Genomic DNA, 21,003 nt, shown 5'->3' on the forward strand with positions numbered 1-21,003 from the left:
GAGGAGGGTCAGGAGAAGGTCTCCGCGATCCGTCGGGCGAGGCGCGCCGCGACCTCGTCCTTGGCCATGCGGTCCCAGGACTCGATCCCGTTGGCCGAGACGATGTGCACCGCGTTCTCCGCGCCACCCATGATGCCGGTGGCGGGGGAAACATCGTTGGCAACGATCCAATCGGCGTTCTTGCGCTGCAGCTTGCCGCGCGCGTTGTTCATCAGGTCGTCGGTCTCGGCGGCGAAGCCGATCACCAGCTTCGGGCGGCGTGGCCCGGCGGCGGCGATGGTGGCCAGGATGTCGGGGTTGGGCACCAGCGTCAGCGCCGGCGGCGCGGCGTTCGGCTGCTTCTTGATCTTGCCCGCGGCGGCATTGTCCACGCGCCAGTCCGCCACCGCCGCGGCGAAGACGGCGATGTCGGCGGGCAGCGCTTCCTCGCAGGCGTTCAGCATCTCACGCGCGCTTTCCACATGACGCACAGTGATCTTCCCTGGCACGCCGACCGGATCGGGCACGCTGACCGGACCGCTGACCAGGGTCACCCGCGCGCCCAGCGCCGCCAGCGCGGTGGCGATCGCGTGCCCCTGCCGGCCGGAGGAGCGGTTGGCGATGTAGCGCACGGGATCGATCGGCTCGTGCGTCGGGCCGCTGGTGACGATCGCGTGCTTTCCGGCCAAGGGTTTGGCTGCGGGCGACAGCAGGGCCTGGATCGCCGCCAGGATATCCGGCGGTTCGGCGAGACGGCCGGGTCCGTATTCGTTGCAGGCCATGACGCCCTCGGTGGGGGCCACGACATGGACGCCGCGGGCGCGCAGCGTAGCGACGTTGGCCTGGGTCGCGGCGTGCAGCCACATCCGCACGTTCATCGCCGGGGCCACCAGCACCGGCTTGTCGGTCGCCAGCAGCACGGTGGACGCCAGGTCGTCGCACAGGCCGGCGGTCATCTTCGCCAGGATGTTCGCCGTCGCCGGCGCCACCACCAGCAGGTCGGCGGCGCGCGACAGCTCGATATGCCCCATCTCCGAATCGTCGGTCAGGGAGAACAGGTCGGTGTAGACTTTCGACTCGCTCAGCGCCTGCACGGACAACGGGGTGACGAAGTGATGCGCGCTTTCGGTCATCACGCAGGTGACGCCGCATCCGGCCTTGCGCAGCAGGCGGATCAGCTCCAGCCCCTTATAGGCGGCGATCCCGCCCGACAGGATCAGCAGGACGCGCTTTCCCAACAAGTCGTTCCCCATGGGGTCGTTCATAGCCGCCACCCCGCATGGATCGCGGCGATGCCGCCCGAGAGGTTGCGTACCGATACGCGCGCGAACCCGGCCTTGCGCATCATCGTGGCCAGCGTCTCCTGGTCGGGGAACATGCGGATGCTCTCGGCCAAGTATTGGTAGCTGTCGCGGTCGCCCGCGACCACCTGGCCCAGGCGCGGCAGGACCTGGAACGACCAGGCGTCATAGACGCGCTTCAGCGGCCAGACCGTGACCGAGGAGAATTCCAGGCACAGGAACCGACCGCCGGGTTTCAACACGCGGAATGCCTCCCGCAGCACCGCGTCCTTGTTGGTGCAGTTGCGCAGGCCGAAGGCGATCGAGACACGGTCGACGCAGCTATTCGGCAGCGGCAGCTTCTCGGCGTCCATCACGGCGAAGCGGATCTGGTCCAGCCAGCCGCGTTCGGTGGCCCGGTCGCTGCCGACCGACAGCATGCTGGCGTTGATATCGGTCAGCAGCACCGGCCCGCCCCCGCGGCGCAGCCAGCCGAAGCTGATGTCGCCGGTGCCGCCGGCAAGGTCCAGCAGCGTATCGCCGGCCCTGGGACGCAGGGCGGTGACGAAAATATCCTTCCAGAGCCGATGGATGCCCAACGACATCAAGTCGTTCATCACATCGTACCGCGGCGCCACGCTGTCGAACACCGCTCGAACCAGCCCGGCCTTCTCCGCCCTGTCGACGGTGCGGTAGCCGAAATCGGCCGTCTGTCCCGGATTGTCGTTCATAAGCGGAACGTAGTAGCTCAAACCCTGCCATGCCGGAACTCCCCGAAGTCGAGACTGTGATGCGCGGCCTGCGGGCGCGGCTGGAAGGCCGCGTGCTGCGGCGGGTGATGGCGCATCGGCCCGACCTGCGCTGGCCGCTGCCGCGGGACCTGGCCGAACGGATGACCGGGGCACGGGTCACCGGCTTCCGGCGGCGGGCGAAATACATCCTGATGCGGCTGGACAACGGCTGGTCCGTGCTGCTGCACCTGGGCATGTCCGGCCGGATGCTGCTGGGTCCGGCCGGACGCAACGAACTCGCCCCGCACGAGCACCTGGAGATGGAGACGGATGACGGCTGGCGGGTCGGGTTCGTCGATCCGCGCCGGTTCGGGTCGGTCGACCTGATCGCGACCGAGGCCGAGGACACCCACCGGCTGCTGGCCGGGCTGGGGCCGGAACCGCTGGACGCCGCGTTCAACGTCGCCGGCCTGAACGCGGCGCTGGCAGGCAAGCGGACACCGATCAAGGCGGCCCTGCTGGACCAGAAGATCGTCGCCGGCCTTGGCAACATCTATGTCTGCGAGGCGCTGTTCCGTGCCGGGATCTCCCCCCAGCGCCTGGCGTCCTCGGTCCCCGGCGCGCGCGCCGCACGTCTGGTGCCGGCGATCAAGGAGACGCTGCGAGACGCCATCGCCGCCGGGGGTTCGTCGCTGCGCGACTATGTGCAGCCCGATGGAGAGCTGGGGTATTTCCAGCACGCATGGCGCGTGTATGGACACGAGGGCGAGCCCTGCCCCGCCTGCCCCGGGCCGCCCGCCTGCGGCGGGGTCAGGCGCATCGTCCAGTCGGGACGCAGCACATTCTATTGCCCGCGCACGCAGCGGTAGGAAGGCTTCGAGGCCGCGAGCGGCGCGTGTCCATCGGCCTCCATGCCGGCCCGTTGCGCATTTCCTCAAGCGGCGGCAAAAACCATGCGCGCGCACAGCGCCGCACAAACGTCTGACGGGAGAGCGCCCATGACCGCCTATGAGAACATCCTGGTCGAGACCCATGGCCGCGTCGGTCTGATCCGCCTGAACCGCCCGGCCGCGCTGAACGCGCTGTGCGACGCGCTGGTCAAGGAACTCGGGACGCAGCTTCGCGCCTTCGATGCCGACGCGGGGATCGGCTGCATCGTGCTGACCGGCAGCGACCGTGCCTTCGCCGCCGGGGCCGACATCAAGGAAATGCGGGTGCGGACCAATCCGTCGGCGATGATGGAGGACTTCATCGGCGCCAACTGGGAAGCGGTGCTGCAGATCAAGAAGCCGGTCATCGCCGCCGTCGCCGGCTTCGCGCTGGGCGGCGGATGCGAGTTGGCGATGATGTGCGACATGATCTTCGCCGCCGACACGGCCAAGTTCGGTCAGCCCGAGATCAACCTGGGAGTGATCCCGGGCGCGGGCGGCACCCAGCGCCTGACCCGTGCCGTCGGCAAGTCCAAGGCGATGGACATGGTCCTGACCGCGCGGATGATGGACGCGGCCGAAGCCGAACATGCCAACCTGGTGTCGAAAGTGTTCCCCGCGGCCGACCTGCTGCCCGAGGTGCTGAAGATCGCGGCCAGGATCGCCGACCTGTCGCCCGTGGCTGTGCAGTTCGCCAAGCAGGCGGTCAATCGCGCATTCGAATCGACGCTCGTGGAAGGCGTCCGTCATGAGCGCATGCTGTTCCTCTCGCTGTTCGGCACGCCGGACCAGCAGGAAGGGATGGCGGCCTTCGTGGAGAAACGGAAACCAAATTTTAATTTGTAAGAAACCGCACGATTTTGTCATAAAGCCGACATGGGAGCAGTCTCAAAAGCTGGGATTGCCGCTGATTCACGGTGAATTAACAGTTTTATCCCGATATTCTGTTGTACTGATAGCGTGTCTCTTTTAATCAGACATTATGCAGCGTGACAAAGCCGCATATGCCGGAACCATCCAACAGGCTCCCTTGATCACACCAATCAAGGACTGTGGACCTGAATGCTGTGAAGTGAATGTCCTGCTGGTCACTCGTAGCGACGCCTGGTTGAAGGCCGTCGAATGCGCGGCACGTCAGCTTGGCTGCGGGACGGTGGCTACCTGCGATGCCCGTGACGCGATCTTTCGTCTATCGCGGATGCCGCAGCGCTATTCACATGTTTTGGTCAACGAAGCGGACGCCGAAGGCTTGTTTGCGGAACTCGCTGCTATCACCAGAGAGATTGTAGAACCGGAGACGGACATGCTGTCATTGGGCCAGGCTCTGGTTCACCGACCCAACATCCGGGTCATCGGCACGCCCACCAGCGAATCGGTGCGGGACGCGCTGGTCATCCACCCATCAGCCGATCGCTGCCCGGCCCACGTCGCCGCGGCGATCAGCATGACGGAACTCAAGGCCGCGCTTGACGGGGCGATGATCGAGACGCGGTACCAGCCGATCATCCGCATCAGCGACCGGGAGCCCGTGGGGCTGGAGGCGCTGGCTCGTCTCAATCATCCCGTGCGTGGCACCATCCCGCCTGACCAGTTCGTTCCGCAGATCGAGAACGCCGGCCTGTCCGAGGAACTGACGCGGATCGTCTCCCACCGCGCGTTCGCGGACCTGAGCGGCCCGCTGCTGCGCGGCCGGGACCTGAGTGTGGCTGTGAATTTCCCGCTGGACCTGCTGGAGACGCCGGCCGCCCCGCTGCTGCTTGAAGAGCAGCGGCACGCCTTCGGCATCCCGGCGGAGCGGATCATCGTCGAACTGACGGAAAGCCGTCCCGTGACCGACATTCCCGCCCTGTGCCGGGCGCTGGAGCGGCTGCGTGGGCTGGGATACGGCGTCGCCATCGACGATGTCACCCCCGGCATGCCGGGCGTCGACGCGCTGATCGACCTGCCGTTCACCTGCCTGAAGTTCGACAAGGACATCATGCAGGAAACCCTCCGCTCGCCGGAGATGTACACGTTCGTCGCCCGCAAGACCGCGGCAGCGAAGCAGCGTGGCCTCTATGTCGTCGCCGAAGGCATCGAGACCGAGGAACTCTGGGACAAGGCCGCCGGGATCGGAGCCGATGCGGTGCAAGGTTTCCTGGTCGCTCGTCCGCTGCCTGTCGCGGCGATCCCCATCTGGTGGGAATCCTGGCAACAGGACGCGCTGGCTGCCTGACCCTTTGGCCGCCTGACCCTTTGGCCGCCTGATCCGCGCGTCAGCGCGGATGATGCGCGATCCGTCGCAGCCGCCACGCCATGCCGAGCAGCATGAGGCCGAATAGCAAGGCATAGATTCCAAGCCAGGTGGCCAGGACCAGGGCGCCGGTGATTGGCTCGATGAGGACCAGCACGCCGATCACGATCGAAACCACTGCGGCCAATCCCATCGGCCAGGCCCCGAGGCCGAAACGCAGGCTGGTGGCCAGCAGCGCCGCACCGGTGAAAATGGCCCAGACGCCGATCACGATCACCGCCACCAGCAGCGACAGTCCAGGCCACATCACCACCAGGGCGGCGGTGACCAGGCACAGGACCGCCTCGATCGCCAGAGCGCCCCATGGATGGCCGCTGAACGCGGCGGTGAACGCGGAAGCCGCCGACAGCACGCCATCCAACAGCATATAGGCGGCGAAGACCACGAGCAGCGAGGTCAGAGTCAGGTCCGGTGCCAGGATCGCCAGGATTCCGAACAGCAGCGCGAACACGCCGCGCAGGGCGAACAGCCACCAGTGGCGAACGAGATCATGGGCACTGGCGGCGCCGATAAAGACAAATCCTGTCCGCATAGGTCGGGTCCTTCATCGCAGGGGCCTGATGCCGACCGCCGGCGAGCCCGGGTCGGCCTGGACACGTTACATGATTTCCCAGAACCCCGTCTCCTCGTCCAGCCTGGCACGTTCCAAGCCGTTGAAATCGGCGAAGGAAACGATGCCGACCAGCTTTTCGCCATCGGCGATGGGCACATGGCGGAAGCCGCCGTCCTGCATCAGACGCAGCGCGTCAATCGCTCGGGCCTGGGGGCCCAGGGTGTCGGGACGCTTGGTCATGACATCGCCAATGCAGGTCCGCTCCGGGTCCAGCGCCTCGGCGAGCACGCGCGTGACCGCATCGCGGCCGCTGAACAGCCCAACGAGCTTCCCATCCCCGTCCGTGACCGGGATGGCACCGATCCGGCGATGGCGCATCAGCCGGCACGCGTCCTTGACCGATGCATCGGGCGGCAAGGTCACCGGATTCCGCCGATTGACGATCTCCGACATGTTTCGCTGCGGCATGTTAGCCCCTTATTTCGATCAGGCATTGCTTTGCCCTGTCGCTGCTGACCAACCGCGCGCTACGACGTCTCGGCGCCAGTCGGGCGGATACGCTACGGTGCGTGTTCAGGCGGGGGGCGCGTTGAGCCAGATCAAGTCGAGCGGAAGAATTCAGCTTTTGCTGGCAAGAACAGCCGGATTGACCACGTTGATCGGTGCCCCGGCGTCGAAGGCGAGGATCTGGTCGAAGATATCGGTGAACTGCGTCTCGTATTCCTCGTGCGTCACGTAGCCGATATGCGGTGTGCAGACCGCGTTCGGCATATGCAGCAGCGGGTGATCGGTGACGGGCTCGTGCTCGAACACGTCGACGGCGGCGAAGCCGGGACGGCCGGCGCGCAGGGCGTTCACCAGCGCCTCCGGCTCGATCAGCCCGGCCCTGCTGGTGTTCACCAGGATGGCGGATGGTTTCATCAGCGCAAGGTCGGCGGCCGTGACGCTGTTGCGGGTCGCCGGCAACAGCCGGACATGCAAGGAGACCACGTCGGCGTCCCGGAAGAAGCTGCCGCGATCCGGTGCCGGTGCGACGCCATCCGCTTTCGCGCGCTCCAACGAGCCAGTGCTGGACCACGCCATGACGTTCATCCCGAAGGCTCGGCCATAGCCGGCGACGGCGGCGCCGATCCGGCCGTACCCATAGATGCCCAGCGTCTTGCCACGCAGCGAATGCCCGACGCCGATCTGCCAGACACCCGTCTTCAAGGCAGCCACCTGCTGCGGCAGACGGCGGGCGGCGGCCAGGATCAGCGCGAACGTCAGCTCCGCCGCTGCGTAAGACGGCGTCCCGGGATGTTGGCCGGAGGACACGACCACGCCGTGCCGCGTGCAGGCCTCGATATCGATATGCGGATAGACGCTGCGCTGGCTGATCAGCTTCAGCCGCGGCAGACGCTGAAGCAACGGGGCCTGGATCCGGGTGCGTTCGCGGATCAGCACCAACGCATCGGTCCCGGCCAGCCGGTCCGCGAGCGTGTCGACATCCTCGACATGATCGTTCCAGACCGTGACGATGTGTCCCGCCAGTTTCGCGAAGCATGGCAAGGTGCGGACGGTATCGAAATAATCGTCGAGGATAGTAACGTTCATCGCCCGACGCTGGCCAGCAACGCGCGTCCCGCCGGCGTGAGCGCGACGCGCAGCGGACCGCCCCCGACATGGGTGCGGGTGATCAAGCCGGCGTCCAACGCGTCCTCCCACACCGTCAACCGCGGACAGGACGTTCGCCACGCATCCATCACCTCGGCGTACTCACGCGGTTCGGCATCCAGCCAGCGCAGGAAGTCGAGGGTGAGCGGCAGAAGCGTGGCGGACATCGGTCATGTCTCCGCGATGGTGAATTTCGGCAGGGTGATTTCATCCGTGACCGGATCGAAGACGACCTTAACCTTCATGCCCATCTTCAGATTGTCGGGGCTGTTCACGAGGTTGCTGGCGACCACCGGACCTTCGGTCAGACGCACCAGGCACACGCGGTACGGCAGGTCGTCCTTGAAGCCGTCCCAATAGGCGCGGTGCATGTCGACCCAGGATTCCAGGACGCCGGTGCCGGCGGCCTCGATCCAGGTCTGGCCGTCGGACAGGCATTTCGGGCAGATCGGCCCCGGCGGGAAGCGCGTGTCGCCGCAGGCGGGACAATGTTGCAGAAGGAACTTGTTCTGCTTCGCGCCGTCCCAGAACGGTTTGTTCAGCGTATCGATGCGCGGCAGCGGCTTGTTGTAGCTCATGGGATCAGGTCCTTCTCAGCCGCGGGTGTAGATGATGGAGCGGGTGCAGGGCGTGGACTGGACGTATTGCACGACCTCGCAGTCCGGTACCTGCCGATCGCCGCATTCGCCGCGCAGTTGTCGCACCGCCTCGACGTTCAAGGCCCAGCCTTGCATATAGGAGTTCGACAGGTGCCCGCCATCGGTGTTGGTCGGCAGCCGCCCGCCCAGCGACAACCCGCCGTTCTCGACGAAGGACCCCGACTCCCCCCGTTTGCAGAACCCCAGCCCTTCCAGGCTGAAGAGCACGGTCGGCGAGAAATTGTCGTAGCACATCAGCGCATCGACATCACCGTGACTGACGCCGGCCATCTCATAGGCTTGCTTGCCGGCGGCGCTGATCGCGGGATACCAGAAATCCATGTCGAAATTGGCGAAGGCCGACGGGCTAAAGGTCTCCTGCGCGCCGAAACCCGAGATCAGCACCGGCTTCTTCGCGAAATCCTTCGCCCGTTCGGCCGAGGTCAAAATCAGGCAGACCGCGCCGTCGTTGATCAGGCAGTAATCCAGCAACCGCAGCGGCGCGGTGATGAAGCGGGCCGACTCGTGATCCTCGATGGTGATCGGGTTGCGCATCACCGCATCGGGGTTGAGGCAGGCGTGATAGCGGATCGAGACCGAGACCTCGGCCAGTTGGCGCGTGGTGGTGCCGTACATCTCCATGTGCCGGCGGAACGCCATGGCGTGGGCGCCGCCCGGCGAGGTGAAGCCCCACGGGTCCCAGGTGCCCGGGCTTTCGTCGCCGCCGTAATTGACGCGGCGGGAGCGGCCGATATTGGCGTAGATCAGCGCGACCGTCTGGCAGAGGCCGGCAGAAATGGCCGCGCAGGCCTCTATGATGCCCATGCCGGACATGCGGCCATGCGCCGGCAGCGGTATGGTCCATTTTGGATTGATGCCGAGGATCTCGCCCATCCGCGCGTAGTAGGGGATGCGGCTGACGCACAGCCCGTCGATCTGGTTCTTGTCGATGCCGCAATCCTGCACGGCGCTGCGGAACGCCTGAGCGCCCAGGCCGTAATCGTCGATATGGGGGAAATTCCCGTATTTCGTGTTGCCGACGCCGATCACGGCGATCTTGTTCTTCAGGTCCTTGGTGTCAAACATGCGGTTCCTCCGGTCGGACGGGAGGATACAGGGGATTGCCTGCGGGGCAAATTCCGGCACGGTGACGCGGGAGGCGATTGGCCGAACGCCGGGTAGCGTTGAAAGCCGAGATGTGAACACCCATGTCCCGTAGCAAGATAGGAGGGCGTCATGCTCGGGTTCGTATCCTATGGCTTGTTCCTGCTGGTTTTGGCCAGTCTCATGAGAATTGCATCCATTCGCGGCCAGCGCGACGCGGCGAATGCAGCCGCTGCGCTGCTATCGGCGCGGGTTCATTAAACAGCAGGTACGACGCCGGGGATGGTGTCGTACCTGCTGTTTCTCGGAGTTCCGCTCCCTTCCGCCCTGCAACTGCCCCACGAAGCGGCTGGGTCAGAACCCGACCCGGTCGCCCCCCTTCAGCTTCAGGATTTCCCGAGCCTCGGCCGGCGTGGCGATCTCCAGGCTCAGATCCTCCAGGATACGGCGGATCTTCGACACCTGTTCCGCATTCGACTTCGCTAGCTGTCCCTTGCCGATATACAGGCTGTCCTCCAGCCCCACGCGCACGTTGCCGCCGTTGATGCCGGCCATGGTGGTGAACGCCATCTGATGCCGCCCGGCCGCCAGCACCGACCACACGTACTGATCGCCGAACAAACGATCGGCCGTTTCCTTCGCGAACAGAAGATTGCGCGGCTCCGCGCCGATGCCGCCCAGGATGCCGAAGATCGACTGTACGAACAGCGGCGGCTCCACGACCTTCCGGTCCAGCATGTAGGCCAGGTTGTACAGATGGCCGATGTCATAACATTCGTATTCGAACTTCACGCCATGGCCCTTGCCCAGCCGCTCGACGATGTTCTCGACGTCCTTGAACGTATTGCGGAAAATGAAGTTGTCCGTGTTGTCCAGGTACGGCTTTTCCCAGGGGAACTTCCAGTCCTTGATGCGATCGCCGGCGCGGGAGATGTTGAAGTTCATGCTGCCCATGTTCAGGCTGCACATCTCGGGTTTCGCGACCAACGGCGCGGCCAGGCGCTCATCCAGCGTCATCGTCAGGCCGCCGCCGGTGGTGATGTTGATCACCGCGTCCGTGCTCTGCTTGATCTGCGGCAGGAAGCCCATGAAGACCGCCGGGTCGGGCGTCGGCGACCCGTCGACGGGGTTGCGCGCATGCAGGTGGATGATCGCGGCGCCGGCTTCCGCGGCCTCGATCGAGGACTGGGCGATCTCCGCCGGCGTGATCGGCAGATAGGGCGACATGCTGGGCGTATGGATCGCTCCCGTCACGGCGCAACTGATAATGACCTTGGCCACGGCCTGTTCCCTTCCCTTCGGCAAATCGATGGGCGATCATGCCCCAGCCCGCCGCGAGGGGCCAGATCGATCCGAGCGTCCGCCGGCCACGGGCCTTTTGGCAACGCGCCGGCGAACCTCACTAAGCTGTGAAGCCAATCTTTTGGCCACGGATCAGCGAACTGTGAGACTTTTCTAAGATTCCACGTTAAGTCGTGCGCATGACAGCCGGCCCACGACCCCCACTCGCTGACGCCCCGCGGTCCCCTGCACGCCTTCGCCGCCCCTGGCCCAGACGTATCCGAGGCCGGGTCAAGCGGGTCGCGGTCCAAACGCTGCTGGTGATGGCCGTCTGCCTGGTGCCCCGAATCGCGTCGGCGCAGCTTGGGGCCAAGCCCAGCGGCATTGTCATCGAGGCCGCGACGGGCAAGGTGCTGGAAGGTTTCAATCCAGACGAACGGCGATTCCCCGCCAGCCTGACGAAGATGATGACGCTCTACCTGACGTTCGAGGCCCTGCGCGCCCATCGGATCTCGCTCAATAGCGCCGTGCCGGTCTCGCCCCACGCGGCCTCGATGGAGCCGACGAAGCTGTGGCTGAAACCCGGCATGCGGGTGACGGTCAAGCAATGCATCCTGGGGATGGTGACGGTCTCCGCCAACGACGCCGCCTCCGCCATGGGGGAATTCCTGGGCCGCGGGTCGGAGACGCGGTTCGCGCAGATCATGACCCGGCGAGCGCGCGCCTTGGGCATGACCCATACCGTGTTCCGCAATGCCTCGGGTCTTCCAAACCCTGCCCAGGTCACCACGGCGCGCGACATGGCGATCCTCGCTCGCGCGCTGATCCGGAACTTTCCGCAATACTACCCGTATTTCAGTGTCCGCAGCTTCGTCTTCCGCGGCCGGACCATCTATGGCCACGACCCGATGCTGGACGTCTACGCAGGCGCTGACGGGTTGAAGACCGGCTATACCAGTGCCGCGGGCTTCAACATGGCGACGTCGGCGATGCGCGACGGCGTGCGGATCATCGGCATCGTCCTCGGCTCCCCCAGTGTTCCGCAGCGCAGTGCGACGATGATCAGCCTGCTGGACGATGGTTTCGCGCAATACCAGCCGGCGGTCCAGATGGCGCGCGCCGGGTCGCCCGAGCGGACGCCGCGCCTGATCGCGGTCGCGGACGCAGCGGAGGTGCCGGTCCGTCCGGCAGCACCGCCACCGCGCGCGCCAGCGGCGAGGGGATCCGTTCCGCCGCGCGGCTACAGCGTCCAAGTCGGTTCGTTTCCCTCCTATAAATCCGCGCTCAGCGCTGTCCGCAGGACGGTCGCGACAGTTGGCGGCGTGGCGCACGTCAAGCGCTTCGCCGTCCACAGGCGGCCGATCTGGCAAGGCACGGTCGTCAGCCTCAGGCGTGGCGATGCCTTGCGCGCCTGCCCGCTGTCCCGGCGAAGGGCCGGGCTCTGTTTCATCACCGGACCGGATGGGCGCCGCTGGCGTTCCTGATGGACAGTTCGGACACTCGACCGATGGTCTGCTGCCTCGCCGCGATTCTTCTCCTGCTCGCCACTTCCCTCGCCGGCCCGACGACCGGATGGACAGCGGAACGAGCCGGAGGCCCGATGGCGCTGGGGTGGCATCGCACCGCCATGGAGACACCCGAGGCGGAGGGCACGCCCCGCAAAGCGCCTCTTCGCACGGTCCCCGCCCGCATCCGGGACAAAGGCGCCACCACCGGCCTGCCGGTGCCCCGGTTCGTCGCCTTGCGGGCGGACAAGGTCAACATGCGCGTCGGCCCGGGCCTGCGCTATCCGATCAAATGGGTCTATCTGCGGCGCAACCTGCCGGTCGAGGTCCGACGGGAGTTCTATGCCTGGCGCTTCGTGCGGGATTCCGACGGGGTCGAAGGGTGGATGCACGAGGCGACGCTGACCGGGCGGCGCTGCTTCGTCGTGACGGGCAAGCAGCGCGCGCTGCGCCGCGAGCCCACCTTGGGCGCGGCGGTGGTCGCCCGCCTCGACGTCGGCGTCATCGGCGACATCCGGCATTGCTCGAAGGGAGCGGCCTGGTGCCGCGTGGCGGTCGACGGTTATGACGGCTGGCTCAGGCGCCAATCGTTCTGGGGTACCCTGCCTGGCGAAGCCGTCGGCCATTAGGGCTGGCGAGGACTTCCCCTCTACGGCACCGGGCTGTACGCGGCGGGCGGGGATGTCTCATCCGTCAGTTCGACCAGCAGCAACCGCCCACCCCAGTCGCGGATGCGTTCGGCGCCGACCACCTCCTCGGCGACGTGGTTCGCGCCCTTGATCAGTACATCGGGGCGGATGTTCTCGATCAGCGCCTCGGGCGTGTCGGTGTCGAAGACGCAGACCTGATCGACGAAGGCGAAGCCGGCGAGCACCGCGGCGCGCGCGGCCTCCGGCTGGATCGGGTGCGGCGCGCCCTTCAGCCGCTGCGTGCCGCTGTCGCTGTTGACGCCGACGATCAGCCGGTCGCAGGCGGCGCGCGCCTGTTCCAGCAGGTGGATATGGCCAGGGTTCAGCAGGTCGAAATAGCCGTTGGTAAAGCCCACCCGCCAGCCGCGATGCCGCCAGCGTTCGGCCTGCTCCGCCGCTTCCTCGCAACTGACGATCTTGCGCAGGGCGCTGCGTTGCGGCGTCAGCGCATGCAGCAGGTCAGCCTCCCGCACCACCGACACGCCAACCTTGCCGACCGACACGCCGGCGGCGAGGTTGGCCAGGCGCACCGCGACCGACAGGTCGTGCTTGACCGCCAGCGCCGCGCTCAGCATCGCCAGCGCGGTGTCCCCGGCACCCGACGTGTCATAGACTTCGGCCGCCTCGGCCGGGAAATGCTGCCAGCCGCTGGCGTCGACCAGGGTCATGCCGTCATTGCCAAGCGTGACGACCACGGCGCCGAAGCCATGGGTGGCGCGCAGCGACTGGGCGGCGGCAATGATCGCGGCCTCGCAGTCCACCGGCATCTCGGATGCCGCGGCAAGCTCCTGGCGGTTCGGCATGACCACGTCGGCGCCGGCATAGCGGCTGAAATCGGCGCCGCGCGGGTCGACGACGACCACCCGCCCCATCTTGCGCCCGGCCTCGATGATCTTGGCCGGGACGTCGCCGCAGAGCAGCCCCTTGCCGTAATCCGACAGCACGGTGACCGACGTCGCGGCCATCGCGTCCAGTGCGATGCGCACCAGGCGTTCGGCCAGCTTGGGATGGATCGGATCGGTCTGTTCCCGGTCCGCGCGCAGCAATTGCTGGCCCTTGGCCAGCAGCCTTGTCTTCAGCGTCGTCGTCCGGCCGCCTTGGACCAGCAGCCAGGGCTCGACGTTGGAATGCCCGCCGATCAGCCCGGTCAGGTCCTGTCCGGCCGGATCGTCGCCGACGACGGAGATGAACGCGGTCGCCGCGCCCAGCGCGGTCAAGTTGCGCACGACATTGCCCGCCCCGCCGGGCAGCGCGACCTCCCGCTCGATCGTCAGGATCGGGACCGGCGCCTCGGTGCTGATGCGGTGCACGTCGCCATAGGTGTAGCGGTCGAGCATTACGTCGCCGACGACCAGCACATTGGCATGCGAAAGCCGTCTGACCGCCGCCGCGAGGTCCGGCTGCGGCTCATCCGGGCGCGGCGCGGCGCCGGGTGTAATCTTATTCATCGCACCTGCCGTAACGTGGCTGTCGCCATGATGCAAAGCATCTTCGCGTGCGGCGTAAGAAAGAAGCAAGCACGATCGTTCGCACCTGCCGCGTTGACCTCTCAATCGGGCGATTCGGTCCGCCCGTCCGGCCCCCAGCCAGTCACGAAGAGGCCAGTCACGGGCAAGCCAGTCACGAGCGGGTCACGGGCCTCGGCCTCACGCCTGCAGGAACGCCAGGCGATCGCCCTCCAGCATCACAGCCGTCAGCGCCCCGCCCAGCACGGCGCCGGTGTCGATGGCGATGCGGTTCGGCGTGACCGCCGGCTCCCGCTTCGGGGTGTGGCCATGCACCACCACGGCGCCGAAATCCGCCGCCGAGGTCAGGAACGGGTCGCGGATCCACATCATGTCGTGGCGCGACTGCCGGTCCAGCGGCACGCCGGGCCGGACACCCGCGTGCACGAACAGATAGGGCCCGACACGGTGGCTGATGGCAAGGTCGCGCAGGAACAACAGATGCGCCTGGGGAAACCTGGCCGCCCACTCGGCCGGCGGCGAGGTCCTGTCGATCCCCCAGCTCACCAGCGAATCCCCACCGCCGTTGGACAGCCAGTGGATCGGCGCCTCGGCGTCCGCCAGCGCCACGGCCGCGAGCATCATATGCTCGTGGTTGCCCATCAGGTTGATGACCGCGTCGGCCGGGACCGGGGGGCCGCTGATCAGCCAGTCGACCACCTGCGCGCTGTCCGTTCCCCGGTCGACATAGTCGCCGAGGTGCACCAGCGTCACGTGTTCGGCCGGACGTTCGACAATGTCCTCGGCGATCTGTTCGTGCAGCGACACGAGCCGGTCCAGGCAACCATGGATGTCGCCGATAGCGTAAACCCGCTGGCCAGGCGCCAGGGTGGCGGGGGCGGGAAGGAGTTCCATCATCGCCATAATCCTAAGCTCTGGCGGGGGTTTGGCCAACGATGCGTTTTAGCGAAACGGCGCGGACGCGGTGGTCCCGGCATCCTCTATTCTCTACGCCCTTGACGCCCCATCCGGTCCACCATGAGCGCTATCGTTGCGAAACCACACGTAACAATTTCGTGGAGCCGCCACCATCGCCCGTGCGCCCGTCTGCGCATTTGGCCGACGCTCGGTTCGCCCTGAACCAAGGATTCCAGGCCCTTCCGCCGGACCATCGGCGGCATGCCGATCAAACGGCGGTGAACGGGACGGTCCGCCGGGCGGACGGCAGGCATGCGCGGCGATCAGATCAGGTGACGCAATCCTTGGCAGGACGCGCCGCGCCCCTTATCCCCGTGGCGATGAACGCCATACATGTCGAAACACTCACGAAACGCTACGGCGACGTCCTCGCGGTCGACGACATCAGCTTCGACGCGGGGATGGGCGCGACCGTCGGTCTCCTGGGCGGCAACGGGGCCGGCAAGACGACGACCATCGCCATGCTGCTGGGTCTGTTGCTACCGACCCAAGGCAGTATCGCCATCCTCGGCCATGACATGGCGACCGACCGGTTCGCCGCGCTGGCGCGGATGAATTTCTCCTCGCCCTACGTCGCCCTGCCGCACCGGCTGACGGTAAGGGAGAACCTGCGGGTCTACGGCCATCTCTACAACGTCGCGCGCATGGACCGGCGGATCGACGAACTGACCGTCGAACTCGATCTCGGCCCGATCATCAACCGGCCGGCGGGGCAGTTGTCGGCCGGGCAGAAGACCCGCGTGGCGCTGGCGAAGGCGCTGATCAACCGGCCCGAGGTCCTGCTGCTGGACGAACCGACCGCCAGCCTCGATCCCGATACCGGGGACATGGTCCGTTCCTGGCTGGAACGCTACCGCGCCGAGAGCGGCTGCACGATCCTGCTGGCCAGCCACAACATGGCGGAAGTCGAACGCCTCTGCTCGCATGTGCTGATGATGAAGAAGGGCCGCATCGTCGATCGAGGCAGCCCTGACGACCTGCTGGTCCGCTACGGGCGGGAGGACCTGGAGGACGTCTTCCTCGACATCGCCCGCAACCGCCGCCAGGCGACGGAGGTGGCGGCATGATCCGCCGTATCTGGGGACTGATGTACCGCCACCTGGCGCTCTACCGCCGGTCCTGGCCGCGGCTGCTGGAGCTTTGCTACTGGCCGGTGCTGCAGATGTGCATCTGGGGCTTCACCGCCAGCTTCCTCGCCGCGCGCACCGGCAACACGCTGCTGCTGGCCGGCGCGACGCTGTTGGGTGGCGTGCTGCTGTGGGAAGTGACGCTGCGCAGCCAGATGGGCCTGTCGATCTCCTTCATGGAGGAGATGTGGTCGCGCAACCTGGGCCATGTCTTCGTCAGCCCGTTGCGGCCGTTCGAGATGATCGCCGCGCTGATCGGCATGTCGATCATCCGCATGATCATGGGCGTGTTGCCGGCGATCCTGCTGGCCTGGGCGTTCTATGCGTTCAACCTGTTCACCCTGGGCCCGGTGCTGGTGCTGTTCTTCATCAACCTGATGATCATGGGCTGGGCCGTGGCGCTGGGCGTGGTGTCGCTGATCCTCCGGCATGGTGCCGGCGCCGAACCGCTGGCCTGGGCCGTGCTGTTCGGGCTGGCACCGTTCTCGGCGGTGTTCTATCCGGTCTCCGTGCTGCCCAAGATCCTTCAGCCCCTGTCCCTCGCCCTGCCCTCCGCCCATGTCTTCGAAGGCATGCGCTCGGCCTTGATCCACGGCATCGTCCGGTGGGACCACCTGGCGGCAGCCTTCGCGCTGAACATCGTCTGGATGGCCGGTGCCGCCCTGCTGTTCGCGCGTCAGTTCCACCAGGCCCGCGTCAGCGGCGCGCTGCTCAGCATCGGTGAGTGATGGAGACGTCGTTCTGGCTCATCCGCCACGCGCTGGTGGACGAGAACGCGAGGGCGATGCTGTACGGGGTGATGGATGTGCCGCTATGCGAGACGACGCTGGTGGCGCAGGAGCCGATGTACCAGGCGCTGGCGCGGCGGCTGCCGCGGCCGGCGACGTGGTTGGTGACGCCGCTGTCGCGCACGCGCCGCACCGCCGAGACGATCATCCGCCACGGCTATCCGTCCGTTCCCCTGGGTGTGGAGCCTGGACTGATCGAGCAGTCGCTGGGCGAATGGCAGGGGCTGCCGCACGCCGAACTGCCCGCACGCCTGGCGCTGCCGGCCCATGCCTTCTGGCCGCTGGCCGGGCATGAGAAGCCGCCCGGCGGCGAAAGCATGGTCGATGTCATCGCCCGCGTGGGGGACGCACTGGAACGCCTGGCCGAGACCCATGCCGGACGCGACGTGGTGATCGTCAGCCACGGCGGCGCGATCCGCGGCGCGGTGGCGCATGCGCTGGACATCGGCCCGGACAACGCGCTGCACCTGTCGATCATGAACCTGTCGCTGACCCGCCTGGACCGCACGCCGCGCGGCTGGCGGGTGGCATGCGTGAACGAAATGCCGGGGCATTGACGCCCCGGCCGTTCGCCGAACCGCCGTCAGTCCAACACCATGCCTGCGTACCCTGCTTCCGCCACCTCGGCGCATTTCGCCCGGTACTGCGGCGCGCCGCCCTGGTATTGCAGGATGCGCCGGACCGTCTTGCCCTCGACATTGCGGTTGATGCCGGTCGCCCAGGAATCGACCTGGGTGTACAGCATCCCTTCGGCCAGTTCCTCGATATGCCGCGACCAGTCCGCCTCGGCCTCGGCGGTCGTCTCGAACCGCGTGATGCCGCGCGCCTGGACGTACCGCATCAGGTCGGAGACCCATTCGACGTTCTGCTCGATACAGCGCGGGATGTTGCAGCGGGTGGACGCGTTATGCGGGCCGACGATCGTCAGCATGTTCGGGAAGCCCGCCGACATCAGGCCGAGATAGGTCTTCGGCCCGTCGACCCAGTGGTCTTGCAGGCGTTCCCCGCCGACGCCGCGGAACTCGATCCGGTCGAAGGCGCCGGTGATGGCGTCGAAGCCGGTGGCGTAGATGATCATGTCGAAGTCGTACGCGGCGTCCGATGTCTTGATGCCGGTCTCGGTGATCCGTTCGATCGGCGTCACGCGCGTATCGACCAAGTGGACATGCGGCAGGTTATAGGCCTCGTAATAGCGGGTCTCCTGCGGCACCCGCCGGGTGCCGAAGCCGTGGCATTTCGGGATCAGCGTCTCGGCCGTCGCCGGGTCCTTGACGCGCTGGCGGATCTTGCGCGCCACGAAGTCGCTGAACAGCGCATTGGCCTTCGGTTCGGTCAGCACGTCGCGGAAATTCGCCATCCAGATGCCGAAGCCGGGTTCGCTGTAGAGCTTCTCCCAGAATGCCTCGCGTTCCTCCGCCGAGACCTCGAACGTGCCGCGGGGGTCGGTATCGTGGATGTAGCAGCCGGGCGTGCGGCGCAGCAGTTCGAACATAGCCGGGTAGTTGGCCTTGATCGCCCCCTGTTCCTCATCGGTGATCGGTCGGTTGTGCAGCGGCGTGCACCAGTTGGGCGTGCGCTGGAACACGTGCAGGGAGCCGCACTGCGGCGCGATGGTCTGGATCACCTGCACGCCCGTCGCGCCGGTGCCGATGACGGCGACGCGCTTGCCGGAGAAATCGACCGGCTCGTGCGGCCACTTATAGGTGTGGAAGGACCGGCCCCTGAAGTCCTCGACGCCTGGGATGCGCGGCATGGTATAGGCCGAGAGCGGGCCGATGCAGGTGATCAGGAAGCGGGCGTCGAAGCTCTCGCCGTCCTCCAGCGTGACGTGCCACCGCCTGGCGTCCTCGATCCAGTCGGCGGCGACGACGCGGCTGTTGAAGCGGATGTCGCGCCGCAGGTCGAACCGGTCGGCGACATGGTTCAGGTAGCGCAGCGTTTCTGGCTGCGGCGAGAAATGTTCGGTCCAGTTCCATTCCTGGAGCAGTTCGTCCGAGAACGCATAGCCGTACGTGTAGCTCTCGGAATCGAAGCGGGCACCGGGATAGCGGTTCCAATACCAGGTGCCTCCGACGCCGGTCCCGGTTTCGAAGACGCGGACCGACAGCCCCATCTCCCGCAGGCGATAGAGCTGATACAGGCCGGCGATGCCCGCGCCGATGATGATGGCATCGAACGCACGGGTTTCGGCGGATATCGGCGCGGAAGCGGCAACCAGCGTGTCGGGCATGCGTTCATCTCCTTCCCGGCTGACCGGGTGGGGTTACTGATGCGTATATTCTCCAACCGACGCGTCGGTGCAATGGGGTCGGTTGCCGCCCCCCGCACAGACCCGGTCGTTCGGCATCACGGCAAAGCCGGCCGCCCTTCCCCGCCCCTGACCTTCGGCAGCAGGATCATATCCCACGGACTCGGCATCTCCCCCACCGGTACATGGATCAGTGCCGGCGCATCCAGGCCGAACGCCTGGTGCAGCGCCGTCTCCAGCGCCGCAGGCGTCGTCGCGCGGAACGCCGCCATGCCGAAGCTTTTCGCGAAGGCCACGAAATCAGGGTTCGTCAGGTCCGAAGCGATCAGGCGGTTGCCGTAACGCTCCGCCTGGATGCGACGGACATTGCCGAACGCGCCGTCGTCGAACACCACCGCCACGACCGGCAGCTTGTGGCGCATCGCCGTCGCCAGTTCGGCCGCCTGGAACATGAACCCGCCGTCGCCGGTCGCCAGCACCACCTTGCGGCCCGGTGCTGCCGCCTGCGCGCCCAGCGCCGTCCCATAGCCCCAGCCCAGCGTGTCCTGGTAACCGGGGGACAGGAAAAGCCTCGGTCCCGGCACGGGAAACGCGAGGCGGCTGGCGAAGCCGACCTGCGTCACTTCCTCCACATAAATCCCGTCCGGGGGCAATGCCGCTCGGATGGCCCGCAGGAAGCCCATCACCGGCTCGTGCCGCCCCAGACGTTCGGCGAACGCGGCGCGGGCCGCGGGCAGGTCGGGGTTTGGATGCCAAGGTCCCTCGCCCGACGCGGCCTCGGTCAACGCCAGGTTCAACGCCGCCAGTGTCGCCGCCGCGTCCCCCAACAGCGCGCAGGCGGGATGGCGCAGGCGCGTGATCTCCTCGGGATCGATGTCGAGGCGGATGACCTTCAGCGCCTCGTCCACACCCCAGTTCGCTTGCTGCCAGTAAAGCCGCGTCCCGACCGCCAGCACGGCGTCGGCCGTCTTCCACAGCGCGTGCCCCTCGGTGAAGGACACGGCCAGGGGATGATCGGTCGGGATCGCCCCCCGCCCCCGGCGAAACGACATCACCGGTGCCTGCAAACGTTCGGCGACGGCCAGAAGCTCGCGGCCGGCGCCCAAGGCACCCGCACCGACCGCGATCAGCGGCCGCTTCGACCCGCACAGGATCGCTGCCGCGGCCTGGATCGCCGCGGGATCGGCGACGAGCGCCGGAACCGGTGCCGGGTCAGGGACGACCGTCTCGCCCACCTGCCCCCAGACGTCGATCGCGCATTCCAGCGCCACCGCGCCGGGCCGCCCGGACCGCGCGGCGGCCAGGGCCGCGGCGACCTTCGGGCCCGCCTCGGCCGGGGAGCGGATCCGGTCGGCATGCTTTGTGATGTGGCGCAGCAGGCCCAACTGGTCGTGGATCTCGTGCAGGTGCCCGTGGCCCTGGTCGATGGCGAAGGATGGGATCTGCCCGACCAGTGCCAGCACCGGCGCGCACATCGCCTGCGCCATCAGCAGCGCGGCCGAGGCGTTCAGCATCCCCGGCCCCGGCACCACCGCGAAGGCCTGCGGCTTTCCCGTCGCCAGCGCGGCTCCCAGCGCCATATAGGCGGCGGTCTGCTCATGTCTGGAATGGATGACGCGAACCCGGTCGGACGCCTTGAAGGCTGCATCGAACAGCGGATCGTTATGGACGCCCGGCAAGGCGAACAGCGTGTCGATGCCGTGGCCGATCAGCGTGGCGATCGTCGCCTCGGCGGTACTCTGACGGATAACGGTCATGGGACGCTCCTGCCCGGTTATCGTC

Annotated in this window: 21 protein-coding genes; 8 read left to right on the plus strand and 13 right to left on the minus strand. The window is 67.0% G+C overall.

Translation table 11 applies throughout. The features are described from left to right. Nucleotides 1–8: 8 nt before the first annotated feature. Together coaBC and VHB27_RS06150 are read right to left on the minus strand one after the other, a co-directional pair. Nucleotides 9–1,232: a bifunctional phosphopantothenoylcysteine decarboxylase/phosphopantothenate--cysteine ligase CoaBC gene (gene coaBC, locus VHB27_RS06145; protein ID WP_325598272.1), complete on the minus strand. Its 1,224-nt coding sequence runs from the start codon at nt 1,230–1,232 to the stop codon at nt 9–11. An 8-nt stretch (nt 1,233–1,240) separates the two neighbouring features. Further along, nucleotides 1,241–1,990, minus strand: a complete 750-nt coding sequence (locus tag VHB27_RS06150; RefSeq protein ID WP_325598275.1) for a class I SAM-dependent methyltransferase — start codon at nt 1,988–1,990, stop codon at nt 1,241–1,243. 29 nt (nt 1,991–2,019) lie between these two features. On the opposite strand from VHB27_RS06150, the gene mutM reads away from it, so the two are divergent. From mutM to VHB27_RS06165, 3 genes are all read left to right on the plus strand, one after another. Further along, on the plus strand, nt 2,020–2,859 hold the full coding sequence (gene mutM, locus VHB27_RS06155) for a bifunctional DNA-formamidopyrimidine glycosylase/DNA-(apurinic or apyrimidinic site) lyase (protein WP_325598277.1): 840 nt from the start codon (nt 2,020–2,022) through the stop codon (nt 2,857–2,859). A 129-nt stretch (nt 2,860–2,988) separates the two neighbouring features. After that, nucleotides 2,989–3,765 carry an enoyl-CoA hydratase gene (locus VHB27_RS06160; protein WP_325598279.1) on the plus strand — a complete coding sequence of 259 codons (777 nt, stop codon included), beginning with the start codon at nt 2,989–2,991 and terminating at the stop codon, nt 3,763–3,765. Between the two features lie 457 nt (nt 3,766–4,222). Beyond that, entirely contained in the window at nt 4,223–5,134 is a 912-nt protein-coding gene (locus tag VHB27_RS06165; RefSeq protein ID WP_325598281.1) for an EAL domain-containing protein, read from the plus strand. Nucleotides 5,135–5,174: 40 nt separating this feature from the next. On the opposite strand, the gene VHB27_RS06170 is transcribed toward VHB27_RS06165, so the two are convergent. From VHB27_RS06170 to VHB27_RS06200, 7 genes are all read right to left on the minus strand, one after another. Then, nucleotides 5,175–5,744, minus strand: a complete 570-nt coding sequence (locus VHB27_RS06170) for an HdeD family acid-resistance protein (protein WP_325598284.1) — start codon at nt 5,742–5,744, stop codon at nt 5,175–5,177. Nucleotides 5,745–5,810: 66 nt separating this feature from the next. Continuing rightward, nucleotides 5,811–6,233, minus strand: a complete 423-nt coding sequence (locus tag VHB27_RS06175) for a cyclic nucleotide-binding/CBS domain-containing protein (RefSeq protein WP_325598286.1) — start codon at nt 6,231–6,233, stop codon at nt 5,811–5,813. A 150-nt stretch (nt 6,234–6,383) separates the two neighbouring features. Beyond that, the gene (locus tag VHB27_RS06180; protein WP_325598288.1) at nt 6,384–7,358 is read right to left on the minus strand and encodes a D-2-hydroxyacid dehydrogenase family protein; all 975 of its coding nucleotides are present in this window, start codon (nt 7,356–7,358) and stop codon (nt 6,384–6,386) included. Further along, nucleotides 7,355–7,585: a hypothetical protein gene (locus VHB27_RS06185; RefSeq protein ID WP_325598290.1), complete on the minus strand. Its 231-nt coding sequence runs from the start codon at nt 7,583–7,585 to the stop codon at nt 7,355–7,357. The genes VHB27_RS06180 and VHB27_RS06185 overlap by 4 nt, the downstream gene beginning before the upstream one ends. Nucleotides 7,586–7,588: 3 nt before the next feature. Continuing rightward, entirely contained in the window at nt 7,589–7,996 is a 408-nt protein-coding gene (locus tag VHB27_RS06190; protein WP_325598292.1) for a Zn-ribbon domain-containing OB-fold protein, read from the minus strand. A 15-nt stretch (nt 7,997–8,011) separates the two neighbouring features. Then, entirely contained in the window at nt 8,012–9,142 is a 1,131-nt protein-coding gene (locus VHB27_RS06195) for a thiolase family protein (protein WP_325598294.1), read from the minus strand. Between the two features lie 372 nt (nt 9,143–9,514). After that, a complete protein-coding gene (locus VHB27_RS06200) occupies nt 9,515–10,441 on the minus strand; it encodes a 3-keto-5-aminohexanoate cleavage protein (RefSeq protein WP_325598296.1) in 927 nt (308 codons plus the stop codon). Nucleotides 10,442–10,779: 338 nt separating this feature from the next. Here VHB27_RS06200 and VHB27_RS06205 point away from each other — a divergent pair, with 338 nt between their 5' ends. Continuing rightward, a complete protein-coding gene (locus tag VHB27_RS06205; protein WP_325598298.1) occupies nt 10,780–11,925 on the plus strand; it encodes a D-alanyl-D-alanine carboxypeptidase family protein in 1,146 nt (381 codons plus the stop codon). Nucleotides 11,926–12,041: 116 nt separating this feature from the next. Then, on the plus strand, nt 12,042–12,575 hold the full coding sequence (locus VHB27_RS06210; RefSeq protein ID WP_325598300.1) for an SH3 domain-containing protein: 534 nt from the start codon (nt 12,042–12,044) through the stop codon (nt 12,573–12,575). Between the two features lie 20 nt (nt 12,576–12,595). On the opposite strand, the gene VHB27_RS06215 is transcribed toward VHB27_RS06210, so the two are convergent. Together VHB27_RS06215 and VHB27_RS06220 are read right to left on the minus strand one after the other, a co-directional pair. Beyond that, nucleotides 12,596–14,083 (minus strand): bifunctional heptose 7-phosphate kinase/heptose 1-phosphate adenyltransferase, encoded by a 1,488-nt coding sequence (locus VHB27_RS06215; RefSeq protein ID WP_325598302.1) that lies wholly within the window; start codon nt 14,081–14,083, stop codon nt 12,596–12,598. 198 nt (nt 14,084–14,281) lie between these two features. Then, nucleotides 14,282–14,998 (minus strand): metallophosphoesterase family protein, encoded by a 717-nt coding sequence (locus tag VHB27_RS06220; protein WP_325598304.1) that lies wholly within the window; start codon nt 14,996–14,998, stop codon nt 14,282–14,284. A 344-nt stretch (nt 14,999–15,342) separates the two neighbouring features. Here VHB27_RS06220 and VHB27_RS06225 point away from each other — a divergent pair, with 344 nt between their 5' ends. From VHB27_RS06225 to VHB27_RS06235, 3 genes are read left to right on the plus strand one after another with little or no spacing between them, the layout of a single operon-like run. Then, complete coding sequence (locus tag VHB27_RS06225; protein ID WP_413788616.1) at nt 15,343–16,125, plus strand: ABC transporter ATP-binding protein; 783 nt, start codon at nt 15,343–15,345, stop codon at nt 16,123–16,125. After that, a complete protein-coding gene (locus tag VHB27_RS06230) occupies nt 16,122–16,913 on the plus strand; it encodes an ABC transporter permease (RefSeq protein ID WP_325598306.1) in 792 nt (263 codons plus the stop codon). Before VHB27_RS06225 ends, VHB27_RS06230 begins: the two co-directional genes overlap by 4 nt. Beyond that, nucleotides 16,913–17,530: a histidine phosphatase family protein gene (locus VHB27_RS06235; protein ID WP_325598308.1), complete on the plus strand. Its 618-nt coding sequence runs from the start codon at nt 16,913–16,915 to the stop codon at nt 17,528–17,530. Before VHB27_RS06230 ends, VHB27_RS06235 begins: the two co-directional genes overlap by 1 nt. Before the next feature lie 26 nt (nt 17,531–17,556). On the opposite strand, the gene VHB27_RS06240 is transcribed toward VHB27_RS06235, so the two are convergent. Together VHB27_RS06240 and VHB27_RS06245 are read right to left on the minus strand one after the other, a co-directional pair. After that, entirely contained in the window at nt 17,557–19,203 is a 1,647-nt protein-coding gene (locus tag VHB27_RS06240) for a flavin-containing monooxygenase (RefSeq protein WP_325598310.1), read from the minus strand. Nucleotides 19,204–19,319: 116 nt separating this feature from the next. Beyond that, nucleotides 19,320–20,978 carry a thiamine pyrophosphate-dependent enzyme gene (locus VHB27_RS06245; RefSeq protein ID WP_325598312.1) on the minus strand — a complete coding sequence of 553 codons (1,659 nt, stop codon included), beginning with the start codon at nt 20,976–20,978 and terminating at the stop codon, nt 19,320–19,322. Nucleotides 20,979–21,003 lie beyond the last annotated feature (25 nt).

Source organism: Rhodopila sp. (assembly GCF_035548235.1).
Classification (GTDB): domain Bacteria; phylum Pseudomonadota; class Alphaproteobacteria; order Acetobacterales; family Acetobacteraceae; genus Rhodopila.